Raw genomic sequence first — 17,151 nt, forward strand, 5'->3', positions numbered from 1 at the left:
GCAAGAACCTCCCGATTGCGCCGCAACCGGGAGGATCTTGATCACCCCAGGCTCTTGCTCGCCAGCTCGAACACGTCCTTGCTGAGCCCCGGCTCGCGCAGGATCCGCTCCAGCGCCGCGCGCATCTTCGCGGCGCGGCCCTCCTCGATCCTGCGCCACCGGCCAAGCGGGGCGACGAACCGCGCCGCGGTCTGCGGATTGAGCTTGTCCGCCGCGACGATCGTCTCGGCCAGCCAGTCGTAGCCGGCCCCGTCGGCGCGGTGGAAGGCCGAGGGCGTGCTTGCGAAATTGCCGGCAAGCGCGCGCAGGCGGTTGGGGTTGGTCATGGTGAAGGCCGGATGGCGCATCAGCGCCTCGACCTTCTCGAGCGTCGCTTCGCCCGGCACCGATGCCTGCACCGCGAACCACTTGTCGATGACCAGCGCATCGTCCTCGAAGCGCGCGTAGAAGTCGCCGAGCGCCTCCTCGGCCTTGTCGCCGCCGAGCATCGCCAGCGTCATCAGCGCCGACTGTCGCTCGGTCATCGTGCGGGCTCCCGCATATTGGCGGCTGGCAAGCGCCTCGCCCACTTTCGGGTCGCCCGCCCCGAGCAGCGCAAGGGTCGCGCCGCGCAGTCGACGCTGCCCCTTGGCTTCGCCCGACAGGCTGGCCGGATCGGCTCCGCCCGCCGCCATGTGCGCGCGCGACAGGTCGTCGCTCAGGCCCTGTCCGATCGCCCGGCGCATCGCCTCGCGGACGTCGTGCACCCGGCCCGGGTCCGCCCGGTTGAGCTTCTCGATCAGCTGGCTCTCGGCGGGGAGCGCGATGGCGTCGGCCTTGAACGCCGGGTCGAGCTGATTCGAGCGAAGCGTCGCGCCGACCGCGGCCACCACCGCGTCGGTCCGCAGATCGGCTCCGCGGATCGCCGCCAGCAGGTCGCGCGCCATCAGTTCCTGCCCGGCCTCGTAGCGGGCGAAGCTGTCGGGATCGCTCGCTGCGAGCGCCTCGATCTCGCCCGGGCGGCGCTCGGCCTCGATCACCACCGGGGCCGAGAAGCCGCGGTTGATCGAAAGGAACGCCGGCTCGCCGACCTCCGCGAAGGGTTCGACCTGCTCGGCGGAGGTCAGCAGCACGGTCCGTTCAGGCCCGAGCTCGCGACCGCTGTCGGCGCCGATCAGCGCGACCCGGAGCGGAATGACCATCGGCTTCTTGGCCTCCTGCCCGGGGGTCGGCGGGACGTCCTGCCGGAGGTGAAGCGCGGCCTTGCCGTCCTTCTGCTCGAGCCGCGCATGGACCTTCGGCGTCCCGGCCTGGCTGTACCAGCGGCGGAACTGGCCAAGGTCGACCCCGCTCGCATCCTCCATCGCGCGGACGAAGTCCTCGCAGGTCACCGCCTGCCCGTCGTGCCGTTCGAAGTAGAGGTCGGTGCCCTTTCGATAGCGCTCGGGGCCGAGGATCGTGCGCATCATCCGGATGACTTCCGCGCCCTTGTTGTAGACGGTCGCGGTGTAGAAGTTGGCGATCTCCATGTAGCTGTCGGGCCGGATCGGGTGGGCAAGTGGTCCCGCATCCTCGGGGAACTGCGCCGCGCGCAAGGTCCGCACCTGGTCGATCCGCTGCACCGCCTCCGACCCCATGTCCTCGCTGAAGCCCTGGTCGCGGAAGACTGTCAGGCCCTCCTTGAGGCTGAGCTGGAACCAGTCGCGGCAGGTGACCCGGTTGCCCGACCAGTTGTGGAAATATTCGTGCGCCACCACCGCCGCGACCGCGTCGATGTCCGCGTCGGTCGCGGTCTCGGGGTCGGCCAGCACGTAGCGGGTGTTGAAGATGTTGAGGCCCTTGTTCTCCATCGCTCCGAAGTTGAAGTCGCTGACGGCGACGATGTTGAACCGGTCGAGGTCATATTCGCGGCCGTAGACCCGCTCGTCCCAGGCGAAGGCGTCCTTGAGCGCCTGCATCGCAAGCTGGGTCTTCGGAAGGTCCGCCTCGCGCACCCAGATTCCGAGATCGACCGTCCGTCCGCTCGCGGTCCGGAAGCTGTCCTGGTTGCAGGCAAGGTCGCCCGCGACGATCGCGAAGAGGTAGCAGGGCTTGGGGAAGGGATCTTCCCACAGCGCCCAGTGACTTCCACCCGGGCCGATCCCGCTGTCGACCGGATTGCCGTTGGCGAGCAGGATCGGGAATGCGTGCTGGTCGGCCGAGAGCCGCACCGTGTAGCGGCTGAGCACGTCGGGCCGGTCGGGGAAGAAGGTGATCCGCCGGAAGCCCTCGGCCTCGCACTGGGTGCAGAGGATCCCGCCCGACGCGTAGAGCCCCATCAGCTGGCTGTTCTTATCGGGGAGGATCGCGACCTCGGTCTCGACCACCGCGGCCGGGCCGGCCAGGTCGACCACCAGCCGCCCGTCCTCGAACCGAGGCTCGACCGCCGCGCCGTCGACCCGCACCCCGAGTAGCTCCAGTTCCTCCCCGTCGAGGCGAAGCGGCCGGTCGTGCTCGCCGTTGCGGGTGACGCTCAGCCGTGCCTTGACGATCGTCCGCGCCGGATCGAGCTCGAAGCTCAGCGCGACTTCCGGCACCAGCCAGTCGGGCGCCCGATAATCCTCGCGGCGAATGGCGGCGGGAGCGGCGGCGGCGGCCTCGAGGCCAGGACGAATGTCGAGCATGACCAATGCCGTATCGGGCGCACTGGCCAGCGACAAGCCGCCCTCGGCGCTGCTCATCCCGCCCCCTGTGCAAACAAGCCCGAGGGGCGCTATGCCGGGGCATATTCCGGGGGGAAGACACGATGATCACGCACAGCATCGCCGCCGCGACCGCGTCCGGCTTCGACGTCGAGGCCGCGACCCGCGCCTATCTGGCCATGGTCCAGGGACCCGCCCGAGCCCGCTCCGACGCCTATTTCGAAGGCGGCTACTGGCTGCTGCTGTGGGGCACGCTGCTGAGCGTGCTGGTCAACTGGGCGCTGCTGCACTTCGGCTGGTCGGCGCGGTGGAGCGCCTGGGCAAGCCGCCGCACCGCGCGGCCGTGGCTCCGCACCATGCTCTACGCGCTGCCCTACATCCTCGCGACGAGCCTGCTGCTGCTGCCCTGGACCATCTACACCGACTTCTTCCGCGAGCATCAATATGGCCTGTCGAATCTCGGCTTCGGCGGCTGGGCGACGCAGGAAGTCACCAGCCTCATCGTCTCGCTGGTCGTTGGCCCGTTGATCCTCGCCGCCATCTTCGCCGTGATCCGCCGCGCGCCGCGCAGCTGGTGGCTGTGGGGAGCCGGCGTGCTGACCGCCTTCACCGCCTTCGGGGCGCTGCTCTCGCCCGTCTTCATCGCGCCCCTGTTCAACGACTTCACGCCGATGCAGCAGGGTCCGCTGCGCGACCAGATCCTGGCGATGGCGCACGCCCAGCACATCCCCGCCGACAACGTCTATGTCTCGAACGCCTCGAAGCAGAGCGACCGGGTCTCGGCGAATGTCTCGGGTCTCGGGCCGACGATCCGGATCACGCTCAACGACAATCTTCTCCGCCGCGTGCCGCCCGAAGGGATCAAGGCGGTGATGGGCCATGAGATTGGCCATTACGTCCTCAACCATATTCCCCGGTTGATCGCCGCCTTCGCCGCCATCTTCCTGGTCCTGTTCTTCGCCCTGTGGTGGCTCTCGCCCCGGCTGCTCGAGCGTCACCGCGCGCGCTGGAAGGTCGAGGGGGTCGCCGACCCGGCGGTGCTCCCCCTGTTCGCCGCCATCACCGCGGTCGTCATGCTGCTGCTGACCCCGGCGACCAAGAGCATCATCCGGGTCAACGAGATCGAAGCCGACGCCTTCGGCCTCGACGCCGCGCGCGAGCCCGACGGCTTTGCCGCGGTTTCGATGATGCTCGGCGAATATCGCAAGCTCGAGGCTGGTCCGCTCGAGGAGATCGTCTTCTTCGACCATCCGAGCGGCGCGAATCGCGTCCGAATGGCGATGGAGTGGAAGGCCCGGCACCTTGCCGAGCTACCGCCCGAGAAGCGCGCCATCGTTCGCCCGGCGCCGCTTCCGCCGAAGGACTAGTCGGCGATCGGCACCGGCTCGGGATCGCGCCGGCTGGTCAGCGCCCAGACCATCCCGGCCATCGCCAGCACCGCCCCGCCGGCCGCCAGCGGGGTCCAGCGGTAGCCCTCGAACAGCGTCGACAGCGCCATCGCGATGATCGGCACGATGACGCTCGAATAGGCCGCTCGGCCCGGCCCGATGGTGCGGATGATCGGCATGTAGAGGCTGAAGGCCAGCGCCGAGGCGAACAGCGCCAGATAGGCGAGCCCGAGCCAGTAGCCCGGCCGTGGATCGAACACCGGCGGCCCGCTCACGACGAGCGCGAAGGCCGCGTCGAAGCCGGCGCCGAAGATCATCCCCCAGGTCAGCATGGTCGGTAGCGGCACCGCCCTGGCCTTCTCGGTGGTCTGGAGCACGTTCGACACGCTCGCGCCCATCACCCCCAGCAGGGTCAGCCCAACCCCCAGCACCACTTCGCTCGCCGGTGCCCGCGCGCTCTGCGCCTCGTTGACGAACAGCAGCGCGATCCCGCCGATCGCGGGAATGGCCGAAAGGATGAAGCTCCGCCCCGGCTTGTGCCCGGTCCAGGCCCAGGCGAGCAGGCTGTTGGGGATGAGCAGCAGCGCGAAGACGCAGGCGACCAGCCCGCTCGTGATGTGATGCTCGGCGAGATAGACCGCGTTGAAATTGACGCAGAACTGGCAAAAGCCGAACAAGGCCGCGACTTTCCACGCGCCCGGCGGAAGCCTGAGGCCGCTGCCCTGCCAGCGCGTATAGGCCGCCATCGCCGCGGCCGCGATGACGAAGCGGTAGGCGACCGACCAGTGCGCCGGGACGACCCCCAGCTGGTCGCGGATGACGATCCAGGTCGAACCCCAGATCAGCGTGATGATGCAGAAGAAGAGGAGGACGGTGCCGCGCCCGAGCGGGGCGCTCACAGCGCCTCGATCGCCCGGGCGAGCCGCTCGACGGCGTCCATGTCCTGGTCCCAGCTGGTCACCAGCCGCGCTTCGCCGATCCCCCAGTCGTAGAAGTCGAAGCCCTTGCCTCGGAGCGCTTCTGCCTCATCGGCGGTGACCCGAAGGAACACCTCATTGGCCTCGACCGGAAACACCAGCCGCTCGCCCGCCGCCTCGGCCAGCCGCCGCGCCGCCGCATTGGCCTTGCGGCCATTGTCGAGCCAGATTCCGTCTTCGACCATCGCCAGCAGCTGCGCCGCCAGGTAGCGGCCCTTGCTCAGCAGGTGCCCCGAGCGCTTGCGGCGGCGGCGGATGCCGTCGGCAAGCTCGGGATCGAACAGGATCAGCGCCTCGGCCGACAGCCCGCCATTCTTGACGAAGCCGAACGACAGCGCGTCGACCCCCGCGCGCCAGGTCAGGTCGGCGACGCTCGACCCGGTCGAGGCGACCGCATTGGCGAAGCGCGCCCCGTCGAGATGGAAGCGGAGCCCGTGGCGCTTCGCCCAGTCGCCCAGCTCCTGGGTCTCGGCAGCCGAATAGGTCAGGCCATATTCGGTCGCGTTGGTGATCGACAGTGCATCGGCCTGGACCTGGTGGACGTCGGGCCGGATCCGGCTCCGCGCCTCCTCGAGCGCGTCCACCGTCAGCTTGGCGCCGGGCCCATCGACCAGCAGCAGCTTCGCCCCGCCGGTGAAGAATTCGGGCGCGCCCGCCTCGTCGACCTGGATGTGCGCCTCGCGGTGGCAGAGGATTCCGCCATAGGGCGGCACCATCCCGGCGAGCGCCAGGCAGTTGGCGGCGGTGCCGGTGGTGACCCAGAGCGCGGTGACCTCGCGCTCGAACAGCGTCGAGAAAGCCGCGTCGAGGCGGCAGCTCCACTCGTCCCCGTCATAGGCGGTGTCGAGCCGGTCGGCCTCGGCCATGGCCTTGAAGACCGCGGGGTGAACGGCGGCCGCATTGTCGGAGAAGAAGCGCATGACTTCGGGGTGCCCTCCGGGGGATCATCCAAGAATAACCGTCCGCCGGACGGTCATTCTTGGATGATGGTGCTGCCGGTGAGGATTGAACTCACGACCTCAGCCTTACCAAGGATGCGCTCTACCACTGAGCTACGGCAGCACTGTCCGGAGACGGGCGGGCCTATGGCGGTTGGCCCCGCACAGTGTCAAGGGAAGAGAATGGATAAGCAGGAAAAGGACGCCCGCCTCGCCGCCGCGTTGCGCGAGAACCTCAGGAAGCGGAAGGCCGGGGCGACCCCGGCCAAGCCCCCGACCGAGCCGCCGCCGAGCGAGGAAAGCCGCTGACGCCGAGGATGCGGACAAACGAGAACCTCCCCGTTGCGGAGCAATGGGGAGGTTCTCGACCGGCACGCCACAAGGCTAGCAGGCGCATGTGGGTCCGGAATGGGTCAGTAACGACCTGTCCGCGAGGGTCGAAAGCGGACCTTCAACGCTATGGAAGTCGGGGTTGCCGATAGAGCAGGATGTATAGAGTCACATGCGCGATTGCGAATACGCCGAAAGTGACAAGCCATAATGAGCCGTCTCTGAAGGAGAACGAAAGTCCTCCCAACCCGCCTGCGAGAATGACGGTCAAAGTTCGAATGCGGGCAAGAGGTGAGCCCTTCGAAAGCTCAGCGTAGTTTGCAACTTGCCACTTTGGGTAGCGGATGGGCAAGAAAACTGAGACTTGCGTGTAGATGGACCAGTCCATCACCAGGGACACGACGACTCCGGCAATAACTTGTAGCGTGACCATCGTGCACTGGCTCTAATGTGCAACTGAATGTCCGCAATGGGTCGTAAGCAGACCTTCGTTCACAGCGGTGCGCACTGTTCCTCGAGCCAGGCGCGCTCTTCCGCTCCCAGGCCCGGCCCGATCTTCCGCACTACCTCGGCGTGATAGTCATCGAGCCACTGCCGCTCGCCCGCTGACAGCATCTCGGCCACGATCAGCCGGCGGTCGATCGGGGCGAAGGTGAGGGTCTCGAAGCCGAGCATCTCCTTCTCCGCGCCCTCGACCTCGACCGGCACCACCAGCACGAGGTTCTCGATCCGGATGCCATACTCGCCGGCCTTGTAGTAGCCGGGCTCGTTCGAGAGGATCATGCCCGCCGCCAGCGGCTCGTCGCCCCCGGCATAGGCGCCGCCGACCGGCGCGATCCGTTGCGGGCCTTCGTGCACCGCGAGGAAGCTTCCGACTCCGTGGCCGGTGCCATGGGCATAATCGAGCCCCGCTTCCCACAAGGGCCGCCGGGCGAAGCTGTCGAGCTGGCCGCCGCGCGTGCCCTTGGGGAAGACCGCGCGGTCGATCGCGATATGGCCCTGGAGCACGCGGGTAAAGCGGTCGCGCATCTCCTGTGTCGGCTCGCCGATCGCCACCGTCCGGGTGATGTCGGTGGTTCCGTCCTCATACTGCCCGCCCGAATCGATCAGGTAGAGCGAGCCCGGTTCGAACCGCCGGTTGGTCTTCTCGCTCGAGCGATAGTGGACGATCGCGCCGTTCGGGCCATAGCCCGAGATGCTGTCGAAGCTGAGGTCGCGCATCGCCGGGTCCTCGCGGCGGATCGCCTCGAGCCGGCCCGACGCCTTGAGCTCGTCGAGGTCGTCCGTCTCTTCGACCCACTTGAGGAAGCGGGTGATCGCCGCGCCGTCGCGGGCCTGCGCGGCGCGGTGGCCGGCGAGCTCGGCCGCATTCTTGCAGGCCTTGGGCAGGACGGTCGGGTCGCGCAGCTCGACGATCGTCGCGCCGGCCTTGTCGAGCGCTTCGAAGATCGCCGCGACCGACCGCTCGGGATCGACCGCCACCGTCTTGCCCTCGAGCCCTGCGAGCGCCTTCTCGAACGCTGCCCGCTCGTGCAGCCGGACCCCGTTCCCGAGATGCTGGCGAAGCTCCGGCGTTACCTTCTCGCCCGCCACGAACAGGTCGGCGGTGCCGTCGGCATGGACCAGCGCATAGGCCAGCGCGACCGGCGTGTGGCTGACGTCGGTCCCGCGGACGTTGAAGGTCCAGGCGATCGAATCGAGCGCCGCCAGGACCGCGGCGTCGGCCTTGTTCTGGTCGAGCCACTCGGCGACCTGCTGGCGCTTGTCGGCGCTCGAACGGCCGGTGAAGCGCTCGGGCTGGACCGTCAGCGGGGCGATGCTCGGCGCCGGCCGGTCGCGCCACACCCGGTCGACCGGATTGTCGCCGACCGCGACGAGGCTCGCCCCGCGCGCCTTCAGCGCCTCGCTTGCCTGCCGGACCCAGTCGCGGCGGTGGAGCCACGGATCGTAGCCGATCCGCCCGCCCTCCGGCGCATGCAGCTTCAGCCACGAGGCGGGGCTGCTCTCGGGCACCGCCTCGTAGCTCCAGTCGGCCCCGTCGACCTGGCTTCGCACCTGCAGCGTGTAGCGCCCGTCGGTGAAGATCGCCGCCTTGTCGGCCAGCACCACCGCCGACCCCGCCGAGCCCTCGAACCCGGTCAGCCAGCCCAGCCGCTGCGCGTAGCTTCCGACATATTCGCTCATATGCTCGTCGGTCAGCGGGACGACGAAGCCGTCGAGGCCGTCGGCGGCGAGGGTGGCACGGAGGGCGGCGAGGCGGTCGGAATGAACGGTCATGACCCCGCCTTAGCGCGGGCGGGGGGCTGGACGAAACCTCATCTCTTGGCGCAACTGCGTGGCGAGCCCATCTGGGGGGAGCAACGATGCCGTCCGTTCTGCTTGCCGCGCTGATCCTCGCGGCCGTCCCCGCCACAGCCCCGAAAGCCCCGATGACCGACCAGCTCCCAACGCCGCCCCGCGCCGAGGCCCGCCCGACCCGCTTCGAGCGCCACGGGATCACCGTCACCGACGATTACGCCTGGCTCCGCGACAAGGGCTATCCCAAGGTCGAGGACACCGCGGTGCTCGACTATCTCAAGGCCGAGAACACCTATTTCGACGCCTGGAAGAAGCCCCACGAGGCGCTCGTCGATACCCTCTTTGAGGAGTTGAAGGGCCGCCAGAAGGAGGACGACCGCTCGGTCCCGGTCAAGGACGGCGAGTGGCTCTACTGGTGGGCCTTCGAGCCCGGCGCCCAGTATCGCCAATGGTATCGCAAGCCCGTCGCGGGCGGCGCCGACCAGCTGGTCTTCGACGAGGTCGCCGAGGCCGCAGGCAAGCAGTATTTCCGCCTCGGCGCGTTCGAAGTCAGCCCCGACGGAAGGCTGGCTGCGGTACTTGCCGACGACGACGGCTCCGAGCGTTTCAAGCTCAAGATCCGCGACCTCGCGACAGGCAAGGACCTCGAGACCGTCACCGAAGTCGGGATCGGCTCCCCCGTGTGGAGCGCCGACAGCAAGGCCGTGCTGTTCACCGAGGTCAATGACCAGTGGCGCAGCTACCGCGCCCGCCATCACCGGCTCGGCGACGATCCGGCCAATGCCCGCACCATCTACGAGGAGACCGAAGACAAGGGCTTCTCGGTCGGCCTCGGCGAAAGCCAGGACAAGAGCCTGATCTTCGTCGCGACCGGCGACAACCGCACCAGCGAGGTCCGCTTCGTCCCCGCCGCCGAACCGCTTGGCCCCCTGACCCTCGTCAGCGCGCGGCAGAAGGACCGGCTCTACGAAGCCGACGCCGCGCACGGCCGGTTGTGGATCCTGACCAACGACCGCCACGTCAACTTCCGCGTCGTCTCCGCCGATCCGAAGCATCCCGGCGAGTGGACCGAGGTCGTTCCCGGCTCCGAGCGGACCTACATCCGCGGCCTCGCCGCCTTCCGCAACCATCTCGTCCTGACCACCCGCCAGGACGGCCTCGACCAGCTGGTTCTCGCCAATTACCGCGACGGCGGGCAGGAGCGGATCCCGTTCACCGAGGCGAGCTACAATGCCGGGCTCGGAAGCAATCCCGAGTTCGACCCGCCCGCCTATCGCCTCAGCTATTCGTCGATGGTCACTCCGGGCACCGTCTACGACTACGACCCGAAGAGCCGGACACTCACCACGCTCAAGGTGCAGGAGATTCCGTCGGGCTATGATCCGTCGCAATATGCAACCGAGCGGCTGATGATCCCTGCCCGCGACGGCAAGCAGATCCCCGTCAGCCTGGTCTACAAGAAGGGCTACAGGAAGGACGGCAGCCAGCCGCTCTTCCTCTACGCCTATGGCGCCTACGGCTATGCCATCCCGCCGAGCTTCTCCTCGGCCCGGCTCTCGCTGCTCGATCGCGGCTTCGCTTATGCCATCGCCCACATCCGCGGCGGCGACGACCTCGGCTACGACTGGTATCTGCAGGGCACCGCGACCCACCGCTGGAACACCTTCCACGACTTCGTCGACGCCGCGAAGGGCCTCAACGCGGCAGGCTTCGCCAGGCCGGGCCGGATCGCGATCCAGGGCGGCTCGGCGGGCGGCAAGCTGATGGGGGTGGTGGTCAACACCGACCCCGACCTGTGGGGCGCGGTGATCGCCGACGTGCCCTTCGTCGACGTCGTCAACACCATGATCGACGACACGCTTCCGCTCACCCCCGGCGAGTGGCCGGTGTGGGGCAATCCGATCACCGATCCCGAGGCCTTCAAGCTGCTGCTGAGCTACAGCCCCTACGACAACGTCAAACGCCAGGCCTATCCGCCGATGCTGGTCACCGCCGGACTCCACGATCCGCGCGTCACTTATTGGGAGCCTGCCAAGTGGGTCGCTCGCCTCCGCGCGAACAAGACCGACCGCAACCTCCTGATGCTCAAGACCAACATGGGCGCGGGCCACGGCGGCAAGTCGGGCCGCTGGGAATCGCTCCGCGAAACCGCCGAGGACTATGCCTTCGTCCTCACCCAGCTCAAGGTCGCGCAATGAGCCTCTTCCTCGCCGCGGCGCTGGCCGCCGCCGCTCCGGCGCAACGTCCGGTCGAGGTGACCGTCACCCGCCAGGGCGACGCGTTCGAGGCGACCTATGTCCTGCCGCGCCCGGCGCCCGCCTGGGGCTTCTTCCGCTCGGGCCTCGCCGCCGAGGATCGCCAGCCCTGGCGGCCGCGCAGCTGGACCATCCTCACGCCCGGTGTCAGGCTCGAGCGGCGGGGGAGCTACGACGCCTTGGTCGGCGAGGGTGGCGCCGCGGTTCCGGGCACCGTCAAGGTCCGCATCGCGCCTTATGCCGGCGAAGTGCTAAGCGACTATGTCCCGGCGCTTCGGCTCGGTGGCGGCGGAATTGCCCTGTTCGACGGGCAATTCTCGCTCTTCTCGATCGGCAGCGCCGACCGCCTCGACCGGCTCGGGCTCGACCCGCAGGATGGCGGGATCGGCGACAGCGGCACGCGCGTCGATTTTCGTGCGCCGAGCGGCACGCTCCGGCTGGCGGGCGACACCGCCGGCTACCGCCGCGCCAGCAGCGCCGGGACCTACGGCCTGTTCGGGGTGGCGAACGCGGTCGAGCGGAACGGCATGGCCACCGTGGTCGATCCCGCCATGCCCGCCTGGCTCGCCGAGGACATCCGCAGCTTCACCCCGCAGGTGCTCGGCCGGTACCGGCGGCTTCTCGGCTCCCCCGGCGAGCTTCGCCCGACCGTGCTCGCCAGCTGGGCTGGCGCGGACAAGCCCGGAGCCAGCCTCAACGGCGGCGTGCTCAAGGGCCTCGTCCTGATGCGGATGTCGGGGCAGGCCGCGACCCGGCCCCACCCGCCGGTCCGGGCGCTCGCCCATCGCTACATCGCCCACGAGAGCGCCCACTTCTGGCTCGGCCAGGCGATCGACTACGACCGGGTTGCCGACAACTGGATCGTCGAGGGTGGTGCCGAGCTGCTCGCGATCCGGACCCTGGCAGACAGTGATCCGACCTTCGATGCCCGCAAGGCGCTTCAGACCTCGCTCACGGGCTGCCTCTCGGCCTCGGCCAAGGGCGGCGTCGCCGACGGTGCCGAGCGCCAGGACTTCCAGGTCAAATATGACTGCGGCGCGATCCTCTCGCTGGTTGCCGAGCGGGTCGCGGGCGGCGATTATCCGGCCTTCGTCCGCCGCCTGATTGCCGCCAACCGCAACGACCGGACGGTCTCGACCGCCGAATGGATCGCCTTGCTCGAGAGCTATCCGGCCGGACGCGGCCTCGGGGTCCGGATCCGCCCGCTGCTGGCCGGCCCGCAGGCGACGCCCGCCGGGTGGACCGCGCTCCTCGCCAGCGCCGGCGTACCGTCCGCTCCCGGCCCCGACGGACGTCCGGGGCTGCTGTGACCATGCCCGTCTTCACCCTCGACCTGACCGCCGAGCCCGAGCACATCGACGAGCTCGGCCACGTCAACAATGCGGTTTGGGTCCAGTGGATCCAGCATGTCGCGACCAGCGACTGGTATGCGACCGCGCCCGAGCAATATCGCGACGCCTTCGTCTGGGTCGTGATCCGCCACGAGATCGACTATCTCCGGCCCGCGCTGGTCGGCGACATCGTCACCGGGCGGACCTGGGTCGACGAAGCCCCGCGCGGTGCCAGGTTCGATCGTTTCATGGAGTTCACCTCCGCCGAGGGGAAGCTGCTGGTCCGCGCCCGCACCAGCTGGGCGATGCTCGACAAGGCGACGGGCCGCCCGCAGCGCATCACGCGCGAGATCGTCGCCCCCTTCCTGGCCTGAGTTTTCGCTGTCCTACACGGCGCCCTTTTGGCACAAGCGACGCCATGGCCGACCTCCTGACGAAGGCATCGCACCGCAACCCTGCGCACCAGGGTAACTTCGGTAACTTCGCTCCGGATCGCGAATGCGCGCGGGGTGCGCACCAGGGTAACTTCGGTAACTTCGGCCGGGGCTCGGACCGCGCATGACCCGGGTCGTCCTCCACGATTACTTCCGCTCCTCGGCCAGCTACCGGGTACGGATCGCGCTCAACCTCAAGGGCGTCGCCTACGAGCGTCACGAGGTCAGCCTGCTCAATGGCGACCAGAAGAGCGAGGCCTATCGCGCGATCAATCCGCAGGGCTTCGTTCCGATGCTCGAATGGGATGGGCAACGGCTGACCCAGAGCCTCGCCATCTTCGACTTCCTCGACAGCCACGTGAAGGAGCCGCCGCTGGTCCCGGGCGACCCCGATGGCCGTGCCCACGTCCTCTCGCTTGCGCTGACGATCGCCTGCGACATCCACCCGCTCAACAATCTGCGCGTGCTCAAATATCTCAAGAACGAGCTTGGCCACGAGCAGGCCGAGGTCGACGCCTGGTATCGCTACTGGGTCGTGGAAGGCCTCGCCGCGCTCGAGGCGCTTGCAGCGCCGCGCGCCGGCGCCTTCCTCTACGGCGATACGGTCGGCATGGCCGACATCTGCCTCGTGCCCCAGCTGTTCAACGCCCGTCGCTTCGACGTCCCGCTCGACGCTTATCCGACGCTGCTTCGCGCCGAGGCCGCCTCGCTCGCCTTGCCCGCCTTCGCCGCCGCCCATCCCGATGCCCAGGAGTCCGCCGCATGAACCGTGTCGACAACATGACCGCCGGCCTCGACAAGGTCCGTACGCTCCAGGAAGTCGAGATCCCGAGCATGGAAGGCAAGGTCAGCGACGAGGAGTGGAAGCTCCGCGTCGACCTCGCCGCCGCCTACCGGCTGGTCGCGCACTACGGCTGGGACGACCTCATCTTCACCCACATGAGCGTCCGCATTCCGGGGCCTGAGCACCACTTCCTGCTCAACCCCTACAACCTCATGTTCGAGGAAGTGACCGCCTCCAGCCTCGTCAAGGTCGACCTCCAGGGCAATCCGGTCGAGCCTTCGCCCTTCATCACCAATCCCGCGGGCTTCACCATCCACTCCGCGGTCCACATGGCGCGCGAGGATGCCAATGCGGTCATCCACCTCCACACGCCCCATGGGCAGGCAGTCGCCGCCCACTCCGAGGGGCTTCTGCCGCTGACCCAGACCGCGATGCTGATCCGCGGCGACCTCGCCTTCCATGACTATGAGGGCGTCGCCACCGACCATGACGAGCGCGAGCGGATCGTCGCCGACCTCGGCACCAAGAACGCCATGCTGCTTCGCAACCATGGCACGCTCAGCGTCGGCTCGACCGTCGGCGAGGCGTTCATCCGCATCTACTTCCTCGAGCGCGCCTGCGAGGCGCAGATCTACGCGCTGTCGGCGGGCGAGGCGGTCAACAATCCGCCGCAGGGCACGCCCGAGGTCGCCGCCGAGCAGGGCGCGATGGGCCTCAAGGCCGCCGCCCAGTTCCTCGCTTGGCCCGCCCTGCTCCGCAAGGCCTACCGCCTCGATCCCAGCTTCGCGAGCTAGTTCGCCGGGGCGCGGCTCAGCTGCCGTGAGTAGAGCCAGCCGATCCCGATCAGGCTGAGGCCGAGCGCGACGAAGCTCGCGATCCGGACGAGGCCGGTCAGCCCCGAGGCGTCGAGCAGGAACACCTTGGCGACCGCGCCGATCATCAGCACCAGCGACCCCACCCGCCACGACCGCTCGCCCGTCCTAATGCCCCACAGCAGGAAGCCGATGGCGAGCGCGATCGCGGTGATCGAGCGGGCGATATCCTCGGACTGCGAAAGCCCCGGCACGGTCAGCAGCGTGCCCACGAACGCCTGCCGGAGCAGCGACAGCAGCAGCAGCGAGACGAGCAGCATCTGCGCGCCGTGCCCGACCACCCGCCACTGCGCCGGGACCAGTCCGCGCCGGTCGGCAAGGAACAGTGCGGCGGCCGGGACCAGGTACATAGGCAGGAGCAAGTTGAAGAGCGGGATGGAGCCGACATGCTGGCTCGCCCACAAGGGATTGTGGAGGAGCAGGGTGAACAGCAGGTGGTGCGCCGCCGCCGCCCCGATTAGCGGCAGCGCGGCCCAGCGCGCCTCCCGCCAGCGCCACGCGAGGGCAGCAATGGCGAGCAGCAGCCCGTCCCACACCAGTCGCTCGGCAAGTCCCCGGGCCTCGAAGTCGGCGAGGCTGGCAAGCCCGAACAATTGCTTGAACAGGCTGTGCGCGCCGACCAGCACCAGCGTGCCGCCGAGAATGCGGAAGGCGCGGTGGCGGACCAGCAGCAGCGCCGCGCCGGGGAGAACCAGCCGCCACAGCGCCTCGCCCGCAACCGGCAAGTCGCTCGCCAGCAGCGGATCGCCGAACAGCGCGCCGCCTGCGGGGATCGCCCAGCTCGCCAGCGGCCACAGTGCCCAGCCGAGGATCAGCAAGGCCGCGCTCGCCAGCGCCGGCAGCAGTGCGATGCGCAGCTTCCTGCCCAGCAGAAGTGCGGCGAGCAGCAGGAGCGGGGGGAGCAGCGGCAGCCAGTCGGCCGGCCACAGCTGCGCCAGCCCGACATAGGCCAGGAGCAGGCTCGTCCCTTGCGCCACCTTGCGCAGCGGCAGCTCGCTCGCGCGCCACGCGAACAGAGCCGCGGCAGCGGCCACTGCGAGCCAGCGGAGCAGCCCTTGCAGGCCAAGTCCGATGTCGCTTCCCATCGCGCGATTGAGCTGGGTCTCGAACGGGCCGGGGACGAGTGCCAGGCTCGCAAGGAACAGGAAAGCCCAGGCGACCTGCTCCAGCCGCGGATCGGCGGATTGGCGGCGAACTTCGAGGACCGCGGCGGCGATTGCAGCGACCCCGATCGCGACCGCCCACAACGGCAGGAGGTCGGCGGCGGCAAGGCCGAGACAGGCGGCGGAAGTGCTGCACAGCAAGGCGAAGCGGCTGTCCCCCTGCCGCTCCGGCCTGCTCCAGCCGAGCCAGGCGAGCGCGGCGAGCGCCGCGCCGGCGAGGAGACCGAGCAGCCCGCTCGGCGGATGCGCGTCCCACGGATTGCTCGCCTGCTGCCAATGCCAGAGCAGCGGCAGGGCGAGGCCGAGCGCGGCAAGCTGCCCGGCCTCGACCAGTCCGCCGCCAGCCGTCCACAGCCGTCGCGCCGCTGGAAGCCCGAAGATCAGCAGCCCGCCGGCCGCCACCAGGGCGAGCGCCAGCGCGCTTGGCTCCGGCCAGGCAAAGGCCAGCAGCAGCCCGACGGTCAGCGCCAGCGGCGGCAGCAGCGCCAGTTCGGGCTCGTGCCGACGGAGCCACTGGACCGCCGCGGCGAGCAGCGCGAAGAGGCCCCAGTTGAGCGGGGTGAAGCCGCCGGTCGCGACCAATGCGGCGATCTGCACCGCGGCGATGGCAGCCGCCACCAGCCGCAGCCGTCCCCTGTTCCCGTCGGCCAGCGCCATGCCCGGCAACACCAGCCCGAGCAGCAGCACGAACAGGCCGAGCGCGAGCGTCGAGACGGTATCGAGCGCACCGGTCAGCAGCAGCACGAGGCTCCAGCCGAAGCCGCCGAGCAGCGCCCCGATGCCGAGCCACGCCCAGCGCTGCCGCCGCGAGACCGCTGTCAGCCCGCCCACGGCGAGTGCGAGATAGACCATCAGCAACGGGACATTGGGTTCGGCCGACCCGATCAGCGCGGGCGCGGCGAGGCCGCCGGCAAGGCCGAGCAGTGCGCTCGGGCTGCCGAAGCGAGTGGCAAGGGCAAGCGCCAGCGCGGTGACTGCCGCCATTCCGACCATCGCCAGTCCCGGGCCGATGAGCTGGTAGACGTTGGCCGCGACCAGCACGGCACCATAGAGGCTGGCGATTCCGGCCCCCGCGAGCGCCTGCGCAACTCGCTCGTCCTGCACGAAATCTTCCCGCCGTCGTGCCCACTCGGCTCCGGCGACCAGCGCAAGCCCGAACAGCAGGCCCGCGATCACTCGCAGACCCGGCGAGAAGAGGCCGGCATCGATCGAATATTTGACGATCAGGAAGCCCGCGACGGCAAGCGTGATCCCGCCACCCCAGATTGGCAGCTTGCGCCCGAACAATTCCTCGAACGAGAGGCCGCGGACCGGCCTTTGATCATCCCAGGCCATGGTGCGCGATCGATCCGCCGCCAGCACCGGCTCGGGTTCAGGCCTTGGCTCAGTTCCGGCCTCGGAGGTCGTTTCGTGCTCGAAATCCGCTTCGGGTTCGTACTCTGGCTCATCGGCGACCACTTGCTCGCCTGGGCGAGTCTCGGCCCGCAGCAGGCGACCGGGCGCTTCCACCTCGGGCTCGACGTCGTCCGCGGGCTCGGGCTCGGGCGCCCACTCGGCCGTCGGCTGCGCGCGCGGCACGTCCCACGACCGCGTCTCGAGCACGGCGACCCATTGCTGGAGCTTGCCGACACGCCGGTCGAGGTAGATCACATAGCCCAGCAGCAACAGGACCAGCATGGTCGTCATGGAAGAACCCCCGCCGCCAGCTTAGGGCGGGCAGG

General features: G+C 69.2%; 12 protein-coding genes and 1 tRNA gene. 7 read left to right on the forward strand and 6 right to left on the reverse strand.

Features of this window, described 5'->3' with window-relative positions:
* Window positions 1–41: 41 nt before the first annotated feature.
* Entirely contained in the window at window positions 42–2,642 is a 2,601-nt protein-coding gene (pepN, locus tag ABD727_RS02030) for an aminopeptidase N (protein WP_344708001.1), read from the reverse strand.
* Between the two features lie 122 nt (window positions 2,643–2,764).
* Between pepN and ABD727_RS02035 the strand changes: the two genes are divergently transcribed.
* A complete protein-coding gene (locus ABD727_RS02035; RefSeq protein WP_344705725.1) occupies window positions 2,765–4,027 on the forward strand; it encodes a M48 family metallopeptidase in 1,263 nt (420 codons plus the stop codon).
* Here ABD727_RS02035 and ABD727_RS02040 read toward each other — a convergent pair.
* The 3 genes from ABD727_RS02040 to ABD727_RS02050 form a co-directional block, all read right to left on the reverse strand.
* Window positions 4,024–4,947, reverse strand: a complete 924-nt coding sequence (locus ABD727_RS02040) for a DMT family transporter (RefSeq protein ID WP_344705726.1) — start codon at window positions 4,945–4,947, stop codon at window positions 4,024–4,026. The genes ABD727_RS02035 and ABD727_RS02040 overlap by 4 nt on opposite strands.
* Window positions 4,944–5,945 carry a threonine aldolase family protein gene (locus ABD727_RS02045; protein WP_344705727.1) on the reverse strand — a complete coding sequence of 334 codons (1,002 nt, stop codon included), beginning with the start codon at window positions 5,943–5,945 and terminating at the stop codon, window positions 4,944–4,946. The genes ABD727_RS02040 and ABD727_RS02045 overlap by 4 nt, the downstream gene beginning before the upstream one ends.
* A gap of 67 nt (window positions 5,946–6,012) precedes the next feature.
* A tRNA-Thr gene (locus tag ABD727_RS02050) sits at window positions 6,013–6,087 on the reverse strand.
* 59 nt (window positions 6,088–6,146) lie between these two features.
* Between ABD727_RS02050 and ABD727_RS02055 the strand changes: the two genes are divergently transcribed.
* Window positions 6,147–6,272 carry a hypothetical protein gene (locus ABD727_RS02055; RefSeq protein ID WP_344705728.1) on the forward strand — a complete coding sequence of 42 codons (126 nt, stop codon included), beginning with the start codon at window positions 6,147–6,149 and terminating at the stop codon, window positions 6,270–6,272.
* 513 nt (window positions 6,273–6,785) lie between these two features.
* On the opposite strand, the gene ABD727_RS02060 is transcribed toward ABD727_RS02055, so the two are convergent.
* Window positions 6,786–8,570: a M24 family metallopeptidase gene (locus ABD727_RS02060; protein WP_344705729.1), complete on the reverse strand. Its 1,785-nt coding sequence runs from the start codon at window positions 8,568–8,570 to the stop codon at window positions 6,786–6,788.
* Window positions 8,571–8,722: 152 nt separating this feature from the next.
* On the opposite strand from ABD727_RS02060, the gene ABD727_RS02065 reads away from it, so the two are divergent.
* From ABD727_RS02065 to ABD727_RS02085, 5 genes are all read left to right on the forward strand, one after another.
* Window positions 8,723–10,789, forward strand: coding sequence for a S9 family peptidase (locus tag ABD727_RS02065; protein ID WP_344708002.1), 2,067 nt, complete (start codon window positions 8,723–8,725; stop codon window positions 10,787–10,789).
* Window positions 10,786–12,156, forward strand: a complete 1,371-nt coding sequence (locus ABD727_RS02070; protein WP_344705730.1) for a gluzincin family metallopeptidase — start codon at window positions 10,786–10,788, stop codon at window positions 12,154–12,156. The genes ABD727_RS02065 and ABD727_RS02070 overlap by 4 nt, the downstream gene beginning before the upstream one ends.
* A gap of 2 nt (window positions 12,157–12,158) precedes the next feature.
* A complete protein-coding gene (locus ABD727_RS02075) occupies window positions 12,159–12,551 on the forward strand; it encodes an acyl-CoA thioesterase (protein WP_344705731.1) in 393 nt (130 codons plus the stop codon).
* A gap of 184 nt (window positions 12,552–12,735) precedes the next feature.
* Window positions 12,736–13,377 (forward strand): maleylacetoacetate isomerase, encoded by a 642-nt coding sequence (gene maiA / locus ABD727_RS02080; protein WP_344705732.1) that lies wholly within the window; start codon window positions 12,736–12,738, stop codon window positions 13,375–13,377.
* Window positions 13,378–13,445: 68 nt separating this feature from the next.
* A complete protein-coding gene (locus tag ABD727_RS02085; RefSeq protein ID WP_344708003.1) occupies window positions 13,446–14,189 on the forward strand; it encodes a class II aldolase/adducin family protein in 744 nt (247 codons plus the stop codon).
* Here ABD727_RS02085 and ABD727_RS02090 read toward each other — a convergent pair.
* Window positions 14,186–17,116, reverse strand: coding sequence for a DUF2339 domain-containing protein (locus tag ABD727_RS02090; RefSeq protein ID WP_344705733.1), 2,931 nt, complete (start codon window positions 17,114–17,116; stop codon window positions 14,186–14,188). The genes ABD727_RS02085 and ABD727_RS02090 overlap by 4 nt on opposite strands.
* Between the last annotated feature and the right edge of the window lie 35 nt (window positions 17,117–17,151).

Origin of the sequence: Sphingomonas swuensis (assembly GCF_039538045.1) — a bacterium.
Lineage (GTDB): Bacteria > Pseudomonadota > Alphaproteobacteria > Sphingomonadales > Sphingomonadaceae > Sphingomicrobium > Sphingomicrobium swuense.